Below are 10,878 nucleotides of genomic sequence, written 5' to 3' on the forward strand. Positions count from 1 at the left end.
ACAGGGCGTTCCCCCTCGGTACCTCATAGATTCGAGCAGAACTGTCATTTATTCAGGTTTTAATGCCAATGAGACTGTAGTGCAGGGAGCCTGCAGTATCCCTGGAAAATGAGTGGCCGGCCCGAGAAGACCTCACGGGTAAGGTCCCCAGAGTTGTATCCGTGGCGTCAGATCCATGAGATCCCTAGGGGGCAACGCTTGGCCGCCCCGGATCGATGATTGGGTGACTTTGACCGCCAATGGCGGCTGTTGCTTGCTACGGTCCCAGAAATAACGAACGACTACTCCCCAGAAGCGATCTGACTTGCACTCTTGGTTGATAGCCTTAGGTGAGATTTCAGAGCGAGCATGGGGTGGGTCTTGAAGGTCTTTATTAGTTGGTCCAAGAAGCGCAGTCTCATGGTTGCGACAGCCCTCAGTGAATGGCTCCCACAGGTAATCAATCAGGTTGAACCGTGGATGAGCGCCGCCAGCATAGAGTCCGGCAAGCTGTCGATCGCGCAGATCAGCGAAGCCCTCGAGACCACAAACTTCGGTATCATCTGTGTCACTCCCGAGAACCAACATGAGACGTGGCTCAACTTTGAGGCGGGTGCACTGTCAAAGGCCGTGCAGTCAGCAAGCGCCAGGGCAATTCCGCTGCTGGTAGGTTTTGGTGGCTTCGGCGAGCTAGATGCGCCCCTGAGCAACTACCAAGCGCACATGTCGACAAAAGATGATCTGAAGAAGATCGTCCACTCCATCAACGATGCGTTAGGGGCAGCGAAGCGGCCCGTTGTGCAGCTGGATACGGCCTTCGAGAAGTGGTGGCCGGACCTTGAGGAAAACCTCTTGGCTGCAGCAGGGTGGAAGATTGCCGAAGTCGCTGAGACGGAAGAGAACAGCGCAGACAAACGCTTTGATCAGGTCATCCAAGCAGTTAAGACGCTGCAGCGCCAAGTTGAAGAACTGACCAGCACGGTCAGGTCGATGCCAACTTRCAACCACAAGCGCGATGCGTTGATCCGTATGGTGAACGAGGGCCGTTTCGATGAGCCCAACACGGCAGCTGTGGGATTTTCGGAAGCTGAACCGCGAGAATTGCGCRGAATCTTGACCGCTGCCGGTCACGAGGAATCGACGATGATGATCGGCCAGAACGATATCGAAATCAAGACCCACAAGCCAACGTCGATTGCGGTGCGACTCGAAATTCAAGATTTTATGAGTAGGTCGTATCCGAGTATGGGCCAGGTTATATTCAAGACGTATGATTCCGACGATACTGGCGAAGAAGCTGAGCTATTCCCCGTAGATATTGAACCTTCAGCGGGACGGCGCTAGCTTTTGTGGATTTCTTCAGATAGGTGATGATGTCAATCTCTTTCATTCATCATCTATTATATCAATTCTTGTATTGACAATAAATAGCATTCCCTCATAATGCGGCGCAGAAGTGATTGCAATGGGCGATTACTAGCACCTATCCCTATGAGGGGGTGACAGATATGGGTTACAAGTCAATTCGTACCAGCGACATCAGCGGCGACATCGTCGAAGACGATCAAGTCGTGACGGTTGGGGTTCGTTCCGTTGGCAAGTTGTTCGATGCAAGGCTGAAGAGCTGGAGGGCCTGAAGCGGCTGACCAACGTGGTCGAGCTTGAACTTCGCCACGCTGACGGCAACACCGAAGAGATCATCGTCTCAAAGGCGGATTTCGACAAGGTGGTTACCGCCGAAGTCCTGGCAAACGCCGACAGTATCCGCGGACGCCGCAACGGGTGATCGCAACCAGTGATTGCCAGCACCCATCCTATGAGGGGGTGACAGGTACGGGAAGAGCGACCGCGGTGATCGCAGCGGCGCTGGATTTCCGCGATGGCTACTACGGAGGCCGTCGCGAAGCGGGAATGGTCATCGATGAGCTGGAAGTTCCGGTTCATGCGCTATTTCAAGGACCTGGCATCGAAGAGCTGGACCTGGAACGAGCCTTTGGATGACTACCATCGTGGCCCTGGGCCGGTCAGGTCCTGGGTGTGGTGAACGGCCCGGTCCCACAAGAGCGTCGCCGACTGGCTCTTCGCAGGTCCGCTTCGCTGCGCGCCGGCGGCACGGCCTCCGAGCAGGTAGCGCCGGCTCGGCGGGGTCTTCGCTGCGGACGACCCGACCGGCAGCCGCGTGGGGAAAGTCCAACAGCAGCTCATCTCGACTCGGGGGTCTGGACGCGGTAGTCGGGCGGCGCTGAAAAGGTCTTGGATGCCACAGATCTGTTCTTCGGCCTGCTTAGCGATATAGCCCATATCACTTCGATATACGTGTGTCAAATTCGTGTACAGTTTCCGGAGTTGTCGCATGATCCGCAGCGTATCGAAAGGAAGCTCATGACCGAAGAATCCGAAAAGACGAGCGAACCAGCAATGTCTTCAGCCCGAGAAATGGTCCAGGCCGCAATGGTCAAGTTTGTTCTGCGTGCCGCTGGGGAGGCATGGGAAGTGGGGTACGCCGAAGGCGATGCCTCCGCTGAGGAGGTATGGGCAGCGGTAAACGCCGAAGGCAATGCCTCCCGTGAGGCGGTATCGACAGCGGGATACGCCGCAGGCTGTGCTTCTGTTGAATGGGCAGACAACCCCCGCAACGAGGCCCAGGACTTGCTGCGTGCACCGTTAGGCGTTCTGCTAGAAGCCGTCGTGGCCGTGGGTGACGTTTTCGGCACGAACGCAAGGTGTGTCGAGGCGGCTGCCTTGCTCCAAGAAACGGCGCGTCTTCTTGGTTACCCGCTCCGGGTTCGGCCGGTCTCGCTCTTCGCCCGTCACGTGCGGACCGAAACCTGGGGCTTTATGGGGCCGCGGGCCACCGGGCAACTCTCGCCCGAAGCACGCGCGAACGCGGAGAACCGGCTCCCTGACGGAGAAGACACCGGCCACCTCATCTTGACGTCAGAGGAACCATGCCTTCTTTTCGATCCAAATCTGAGGCAGTTGGGTGCCTCCGGTTATGATGCCCCGAGCCTCATCCTCCGGATCGAAGGCACTAACCCGGACGCGGGCCGGTGGCTCGCCGACGCTGGCAGTTGGCARTTGGAGTACATCCTGGACGACGACAACCGCGTCCTCATCGACAGGTTGGATGAGATTGTCCGGCGCCTTTCATCGGACGCCGAGTACCTCGCGAGAATGCTCAGGTCAGGCGCTACCGCACAAATGATGCGGGCACAACTCCACGCTTCCTAAACCCCTTGGTCGGAAGAAGGATGTCACACCTGCAACGCTAAACTGCCGCTACCAGCAGATGGCCTTCAGGGCTTGGGGCGAACACTAAATGCCCTTCGGGCATCACGGAACTTGTGAGTCTCCGGGGTTGCTACGTCTGCCGGCACTGTGTTTGCTGAATCTTCCGTGCCGTATCCCTCATGACGCGGAGAATTTCCTTGCGGCGTTCGGGCCGGGTGTTGAGGTTCGTCGCGCTGGGATGTGGGGCTGCCTGCCAGTCAAGCGAGCGGATCTTCGATGAACGGGCGCCTAGTAGTCCCACCCAGTCTTGGCGTGGATGCCCATGGTGACAACCTGATCAAGCTGCCCGAACAGGTCCAGTAGGGTTTCCATGTCCTGGGTTGCCTCGAGGACGTCCGCCCGCCGCGTGACTTGGGTTCGCGGCCCGCGGACAAATACCAGGGGACGATGTTCCACCCGGCGAAGCTGCAGCGGGAGAGTCCTGCCTCCCCCGCCAGGGCGAAGTGGTTGGCTGCTGTCCCGTCGTTGTTGTCGATGGAGATGAAGCCCGGGCCGCGGGAGGCGGACGAGCGTCTGCCCGGGGCTTCAAGCAGGAAGAGTATCCGGGTCGCGGTGCCGCCGCCGCTGGGATCAAACCATGGAACGAGCGATTCGGCGTCCGTTGAGAGTCCGGAGCGGGCACGGTTAAGGTCGCGCACCCAGTCGTTAAGTGGCCCTAATTGGGGGTGTCTGGGCTCCGGAGTTGCGTTGGGGGAAGCCTAGAGGCTGAGGGCCTCGGCGATGGGTGTGCCGACTTGCCGTTTTCGCAGGTAGTATTCCGCTTCGTGGGGTTTTGCGCCGTTGTCGACGGTCCATCCCGATTCCAGCACCCCGTCATCTCTCCCGCTCTGGGGGAAGAGCAGGGTCAGGTCAGGTTCGGCGGCGACGAGGTCGTTGCGGTCCGCGATGTTCACCCAGCGGCGGACCCGGTCCGGATAGACGGGCGGCCGGGGCGTGAGCCGGTCGTAGATGACGCTGCGCAGACCCAGCGGGCTGCCCAGGGTCAGGAGCAGAGGCAGAGGGGTGTTTAGGTGGCCTGCGGCAATTTCGTAGGCGACGACTGATCCCAGGGAGTGGCCGATGATGACCTTCGTGTCCGGCCGGATCAGGGCAAGCACCCGGTTCTGGATCTCCGAGTGCAGGGCCGGATCGGTCAGGTACGCGGTGACCTGACGCAAGGACCTGTTGACGAACCGCTCGGCCAGGTCCATGCCTCCGATCCCGAACCAACGCAACCGGGTGACGGAGTTAAGCACGGCCCGGGCAGCCTCTTCCTTCACCCCCATCTCCTCATGGCCAGGCTCCAGAAAGCCGAGTTCACGTACTGCGGTGTCCCGGTCCGCGGGCTGGCCGCGGTCGGCGGCCCGGTGCAGCCATTCGGCGGCCAGCGCTTCGGCCAGGGCTAAGTCTTCGGGGCCCAGATCGTCCAGGTCCTCGTCGGAGCCTTGGGCGCCGGGGGTGAGGAAGAGGTCGCCGTAGGCGGCCATCCGCACATCGATGTCCCGGGGGGTGCGGTCGGGCCAGAGGCTGTCGGCGAGGCCGGGATGTCCGGCCGCTCGGACGCCATCGGCGATAGCAGGAAGCCATCGTGCCTCGAGGCTCGCCGGACCCTCCTGTTCCTGGGCGATGCCGTGAATCAGAACGATCTCAGCCATGATCGGTTCCCCCTGCCGGGACGTCCGAAGACCTCTGCTGGTGTGCCGCCTTCGGTAGTTCCGCATCCTATTCCCGCGGGGCATGATTGTGGTAGACCATGGGCATGCAGTTCCGTCATGCCTTGGTGGTGGGGTCCCAGTGCGATGAGCTCGCGAATCAGCGTCTGTCGTTTTTACCTGACCGTGCCAGACATCTGTTCGAGGTCCTGACCGATCCGCGCCGCGGGAACTGTGCGCCGGCCCCGGACAGTGTCCTGCTAACCGACCCGACACTTACAGAACTTGAGGACGCGGTGGAAACGGCCGTGAACCGGGCGGTATCGGCACGGGCGACGCTGGTGTTTGCTTTCATCGGGCACGCAAAAACAGCGGCCAGGAATTCCCCGCCACTGTTTCTGCTGCCCAAAGACGGCAACGCCGCGGCGCCGAGATCGAAAACGGCCTTCGAAATCGGACACCGACTGGGCGAGATGGACCTCGGCGGCCTGGACGGACTGATACTCATACTGGACACCTGCCATGCTGGGGCCGGGATCCGGGACGTCATCAAAAGGAGCCTGGACCTGAAGGACCAGGTCCGGTTGGAACTGCTGGCCGGCACCTTTTTGCGTGAGGCCCGCAACGGCTGCTTTTCCCAGTCGCTGATCGACCTCATGGAAAACGGCCAGGCAGACCTATCGACGGATTACCTGGACATCCGCCATGCAGCCAACGTGGCAGCCGATACCTGCCGGACAGTGCAGGATCCCCCGGTATATATAGGCTCAGGTGTCGGGCGGAACGCCAGCGACCAGGGGCTGTGGGTGACCCGAAACGTCGCCTCTCTGGGCCACTGGCCGCTGTCGGGAACTGCCGAGGGTGCCCAGGCGGTGACGTTGACCCGGTCGTTCCAGGCCACCCACGACCTGGAACGCATCACCCATTCCCTCGGAAGTGAGCGCCTGGTGGTGGTCCAGGGCGGTCCAGGATCCGGTAAGTCGGCCCTGGTGGCCGCACTGGCACGTCCGGAACTCGTCCCTGACCTGCCGCGCCGGTATCTGTCCGCGGTGGCTTTCACGGCCCTGACCCCCACGCTGGCGGCCCTGGCCGGGAGCATCGGCCGGCAGCTGGCAGACACAACTGGATTTCCTGAGGCTGCCGCCGAGTACGCCGGCGGATTTGCCCCGGAGGAATTGGACCGCCTCCCGGCCTTGGAACGGCTGGTCTTCGGCCCGCTGCGGCACCTGAAGGTGCCCCTGGGAAGGAAACTCCGGCTGGCCGTCGATGGCATCGACCAGCTTGAACCGACGGTGCGCGGCGAACTTCTGGACGCCGTCATGGAGGCCGGCCGTGATGATCGGCTGGAGCGCGTGAGCCTGCTGCTCAACACCCGGGGTGACGGAATCGAAGACCTGGGTGTGGATCCGATCGTGCTCGCACGGCCGGGAGAAGACGAAATCACCGAGTATCTCGTAGCCCTGGACCTGCCCGTCACGCTTGCAGCCGATCTGGCCGCTCATGCGTCCAGTTGGCTGCAGCTCCGGCTCTTGACCGACGTCGCGACGGCCCTGGGGAGAGAATCCGTCGGCAAGCTCACCGATCTGACGGAGCTGTACCGGCAGCTGCTCACGTCTCTTGTCGGGCAGGACGCCGGGGAGGCAAAGGTCGTGCTGGCGGTGCTGGCTGCCGCCGGGAGCGGCCCGGTCCTGCCGATCCGGGTCGCAGCCGAGGCATGTTCACGGGTGGGCGGACCGACTGGGGAGGCACGCCTCCGCGATGTTGTCGCGGCCTTGGGCGGTATGGTGGCGCGGGCCGATCCGGGCACCCCGAACGAACTCCTGGGGCTCTTTCATGAAACTCTGGTTCAGCAGGCCCGCCGCGACGGTGACTGGCTTACTACGGTCCGTGAGGCTCACGAAGCGATCCTCGACGCACTCGACGCCGTGAGTGGCCCGGCGGCGGATGCTTACCGACGCCAGCGCGCCCCTGAACATCTCTGGGAGCTGGGACGTTACGGGGAGGCAATTAAACTGGTGGTCGCCGGGCTTGGGCACCGGTCCTCCGACAACCGTGAGATCCTGCAGACCTGGGTAGACAGGGCCAAAGACGTGCTGTCAGCGGACAGCCTCGATATGATGAATCTCTCACAGCCTCTTGCCAACTGGACCGGGGAAGCCGGAGACATCGCCGGGGCCTTCGCCTTGTCCCGGACTTTGCTTCTGGAGCAGATCCGGATCCTGGGCCCGGGCGCCTCCGCCACACTGATAACGCGCAACAATCTGGCCAACTGGACCGGTGAAGCCGGGGACATTGCTGGGGCCGTCACGCTGCTCCGTGAACTGCTCGGGGAGGAGATCCGGGTTTTGGGACCAGATGCCCGCATCACCCTCAAAACCCGCAGCAACCTGGCGGCGTGGACCGCAGAATCCGGGGACACCGCGGGTGCACTCGCCTTGTTCAGGACCTTGCTCGTAGACCAGATCCGGGTCCTGGGCCCGGACGCCCCCGACACTCTGACCACCCGCAACTATCTGGCCCACTGGACGGGTAAAGCCGGGGACATCGCCGGGGCTATCGCCCTGTTCGGCGAATTGGTCCCGGACGAGATCCGTGTCCTGGGCCCGGATGACCCGGCCACCCTGACCACCCGCCGTGGCCTGGCCCACCTGACCGGTGAAGCCGGGGACACCGCAGGGGCTCTCACCCTGTACGGCGAATTGCTCCAGGACCAGATCCGCATCCTGGGCCCCGACGCCCCCGACACCCTGACCACCCGCAGCGGCCTGGCCCACCTGACCGGTGAAGCCGGGGACACCGCGGAGGCCATCAACTTGTTCCGCGAACTGCTCCGGGACGATGTCCGTGTCTTGGGCCCGGACGCCCCCGACACCCTGACCACCCGCAACAACCTGGCCTCCCTGATCCGACGGGCCGGGGACGCCGCCGGGGCTATCGCCCTGTTCCGCGAATTGCTCGCCGACCAGATCCGGGTCCTGGGCCCGGACGCTCTTGGCGCCCTGATAACCCGGAGCAACCTGGCCTATTGGACCGGTGAAGCCGGGGACGCCGCCGGCGCCCTCACCCAGTTCCGTGAACTGCTCCAGGACCAGATCCGGGTCCTGGGCCCGGACCACCCCGACACCCTGACCACCCGCAACAACCTGGCGTACTTTACCGTGCGGGCTGGGGATGCCGCGGGTGCTGTCACCCTGTTCCGTGAACTGCTCGAGGAGCAGATCCGGGTCCTGGGCCCGGACGCTCCTGACACCCTGACCACCCGCAGCTACCTGGCGGCGTGGACTGCAGAGGCGGGGGACTCTGCGGGGGCTGTCATTTTGTTCCGCGAACTGCTCCCGGACCAGATCCGCATTCTTGGCCCGGACGCCCCCGACACCCTGAGAACCCTGAGAATCCGTAGCAACCTGGCCGACCGGACCGGTGAAGCCGGGGACTCTGCGGAGGCCATCAACTTGTTCCGCGAATTGCTCCCGGACCAGATCCGCATCCTGGGCCCGGACGCCCCCGAAACCCTGGCCACCCGCAGCAACCTGGCCTATTGGACCGGTGAAGCCGGGGACTCTGCGGAGGCCATCAACTTGTTCCGCGAATTGCTCCCGGACCAGATCCGCATCCTGGGCCCGGACGCTCTTGGCGCCCTGATAACCCGGAGCAACCTGGCCTATTGGACCGGTGAAGCCGGGGACGCCGCCGGCGCCCTCACCCTGTTCCGTGAACTGCTCCAGGACCAGATCCGGGTCCTGGGCCCGGACCACCCCGACACCCTGAGAACCCACCGCAACCTGGCCTCCTGACCGGGCAGGCTGGGGGCCCTATGCTTTCGTCAAGCGGCCTGGCGGGTTCTTCTTCGTAGAGGGTGCCGTGTTTGAGCATGGAGTCGATGACGTCGCAGCGTCGGCGGGCCAGGCAGATGACGGCGGCGTTGTCTTTCCTTCCCTGTGCGCGTTTCTTCTCGTAGTAGGAGTTGGAGGCAGGGTGGTGGGAGCTGGCGATCCGAGCGGTCTGAAGAGCGCGTTCTTGAGTTGCTTCTTGCCTGAACGGGCAGGGAACTCCCCGCGGATCGACGACCCTGAACTGCGGGTGACGGGGGCGATGCCAGCGTAGGCGGGCGAGATGGCCGGCGGAGGTGAAGGTGCTGGCGTCGCCGATGGTCAGGAGTATGGTCGCGGCGGTCTTGATGCCGACTCCCTGCAGGGACATCAAGACCGTGGAATGAGGGAAGTCGTCCAGGAGCTTTTCCACTTCGGCGGCGACGGTGCCCCGCTGGTGTTTGAGTTCCCTGATCTGTGCCGCGACGCGTGGGATCACGAGTTCAACGACCTCGGTGCCGATCACGGTGACGGTCTGCTCGTTCAGGGCTGTGAAGACGGCGTCGATGAGCGTGGCCGGGTCCTTGCGGCTGTGGTTCCGGGCCCAGCGCAGCACGTTGCCCCGGCCTGCAGCGCGGAGGCCGGTGGGTCCGGAGTATTTGATGAACAACTCCAAGACCAGGGAGCGGGTCAGTACCGTTCCGGGGAGGACCCGCTCCAGGGCGGGGAAAATCTGCAGCAGCAAGGACCGCAGGCGGTTGATCGCCCTGGTGTACTCGTGGGTCAGATCCGCGTCGAATCCGGAAAGGACCTTGAGCGCCGCGAGCACCTCGCTGTCCCGGTCAACGGCCCGCAGGGGCGGCATCGACCGGGCCGTATCGGCGATGATGAACGCATCCGGGGCGTCCGTCTTGGACTTCCCCGGATATAGAACCGCGGCTTGCGCATCGCCAGGCCCGGAAGGTAGGCCACGGTGCAGGCGCAGTCCCGCGCCACGGCTATCGGCAGCGCCCCGATGGTGTTGGCCGATCCACGATTACCAGCACCCGGCCGTGCTGCTGCAGACCGAGGAAAAGCTCGCGCAACCGCGCCTCATCCTGCGGCAGCGGCTTATCGAAGACACATTCTCCCGCGGCGTTCAAGGCGCAGCCTCTAGCATTTTCGCCCATAAGAGCGGCGTCCCGTGCGGACTCATCGAGTGCTAGTCCGAAACCCGCATGGCTGCAAAGACCACCATCGCCCGCGCAGCCATCGAGGCCAGCTGGGATGCGACGGTCGAGCACCGCTCCGCCGACGGGGCATGGACTGCCGGTGTGCTCGCCGAGAAGGGCGGCCGCAGGATCGCCCTGGAGGTGTAGTGGTCCCGCCAGGACGCAGGGGAGTTTGCCCGCCGCCAGGAGTGGTACGACGCCGCCGGCGTGGAATGCTTTTTGGTGAGTTCACCGCCGCGCCAGAGTCGAGGCGGTCCGGGCGGTGTGCCCATATCCCCAACCCTTATCCGCGAATCCGGGAAACACGCCCGGGACCTCCTGTTCCACCACAACACATCCGCACCCAGGCCGAAAGGACTTCGCGGATGATGGCGGGCTGCACCTGATTCTTGGGAATGGTTGAAGGTTCTCAGCTCAGGGCTGAGCAAACTTCCATATCTGTGTTCCCTTTTGGAAACTCCTATCAGCTGTGCAGACGGGACCGCCGACGAGCGGGTCCCAAATGTACATTCCGCCGTTTTCTGGAAGTATTAAACTAAACGTCATGTGACCACCATTGCCCAATGGATTGGGTTCGATTATCGCAAAGGTCCCCGGATTGGATGGAGAAAAGGGATTATCCTTTCCAACTTTGCTCGCCTTTAAGCCGGTAGCCTTTTCAACAAAATTGATTGCCTCATAGTTCGTGGAAAATTTGTGCTCACCGGCGCTAGCGCCAACTGTTACGCCCATTCGTTGCTCAATCTGACTCACTGTGGTCCCCGCGGGAAGCGTTCCGTGCCACTGGCCGATGGTGCTCGCTACGGCCGGGACACACACTTGGCCTGCCCGCTGTGATTCCAATGGAATGCCCGGAGTGACTGGTAAGTCATTCACCACCGGATCGAGAATTTTCGACTTGGAATTACCCGGCGCTCCTACGTGATCGCTTTCGCTAATGTTCCCATTGTGATGTGT

General features: G+C 62.7%; 9 protein-coding genes and 1 pseudogene. 6 read left to right on the forward strand and 4 right to left on the reverse strand.

The annotated features are described in order from the left end of the window. Positions 1–399: 399 nt before the first annotated feature. The 4 genes from AC1D1W_RS18065 to AC1D1W_RS18080 all read left to right on the forward strand — a co-directional run bounded on the left by AC1D1W_RS18065 (position 400) and on the right by AC1D1W_RS18080 (position 3,210). Complete coding sequence (locus tag AC1D1W_RS18065) at positions 400–1,323, forward strand: hypothetical protein (protein ID WP_476944407.1); 924 nt, start codon at positions 400–402, stop codon at positions 1,321–1,323. Between the two features lie 307 nt (positions 1,324–1,630). Then, positions 1,631–1,765: a hypothetical protein gene (locus AC1D1W_RS18070; protein ID WP_476944408.1), complete on the forward strand. Its 135-nt coding sequence runs from the start codon at positions 1,631–1,633 to the stop codon at positions 1,763–1,765. Then, entirely contained in the window at positions 1,762–1,980 is a 219-nt protein-coding gene (locus tag AC1D1W_RS18075) for a hypothetical protein (protein WP_476944409.1), read from the forward strand. The genes AC1D1W_RS18070 and AC1D1W_RS18075 overlap by 4 nt, the downstream gene beginning before the upstream one ends. Before the next feature lie 381 nt (positions 1,981–2,361). Continuing rightward, entirely contained in the window at positions 2,362–3,210 is an 849-nt protein-coding gene (locus tag AC1D1W_RS18080) for a hypothetical protein (RefSeq protein ID WP_476944410.1), read from the forward strand. 288 nt (positions 3,211–3,498) lie between these two features. Here the strand turns inward: AC1D1W_RS18080 and AC1D1W_RS18085 are convergent, their stop codons facing one another. Further along, positions 3,499–3,666 (reverse strand): hypothetical protein, encoded by a 168-nt coding sequence (locus AC1D1W_RS18085; protein WP_476944411.1) that lies wholly within the window; start codon positions 3,664–3,666, stop codon positions 3,499–3,501. A gap of 302 nt (positions 3,667–3,968) precedes the next feature. Then, positions 3,969–4,904 (reverse strand): hypothetical protein, encoded by a 936-nt coding sequence (locus AC1D1W_RS18090; RefSeq protein ID WP_476944412.1) that lies wholly within the window; start codon positions 4,902–4,904, stop codon positions 3,969–3,971. 104 nt (positions 4,905–5,008) lie between these two features. On the opposite strand from AC1D1W_RS18090, the gene AC1D1W_RS18095 reads away from it, so the two are divergent. Beyond that, entirely contained in the window at positions 5,009–8,695 is a 3,687-nt protein-coding gene (locus AC1D1W_RS18095) for a tetratricopeptide repeat protein (RefSeq protein ID WP_476944413.1), read from the forward strand. 37 nt (positions 8,696–8,732) lie between these two features. Here AC1D1W_RS18095 and AC1D1W_RS18100 read toward each other — a convergent pair. Beyond that, positions 8,733–9,879: pseudogene (locus tag AC1D1W_RS18100) on the reverse strand (IS110 family RNA-guided transposase); the annotation flags it as partial. Between the two features lie 48 nt (positions 9,880–9,927). Here AC1D1W_RS18100 and AC1D1W_RS18105 point away from each other — a divergent pair. After that, on the forward strand, positions 9,928–10,068 hold the full coding sequence (locus tag AC1D1W_RS18105; protein ID WP_476944414.1) for a hypothetical protein: 141 nt from the start codon (positions 9,928–9,930) through the stop codon (positions 10,066–10,068). A gap of 267 nt (positions 10,069–10,335) precedes the next feature. On the opposite strand, the gene AC1D1W_RS18110 is transcribed toward AC1D1W_RS18105, so the two are convergent. After that, on the reverse strand, positions 10,336–10,878 hold a 543-nt coding region (locus tag AC1D1W_RS18110), incomplete at its 5' end, for a hypothetical protein (RefSeq protein ID WP_476944415.1).

This window comes from Arthrobacter sp. P1_B4 (assembly GCF_056406555.1).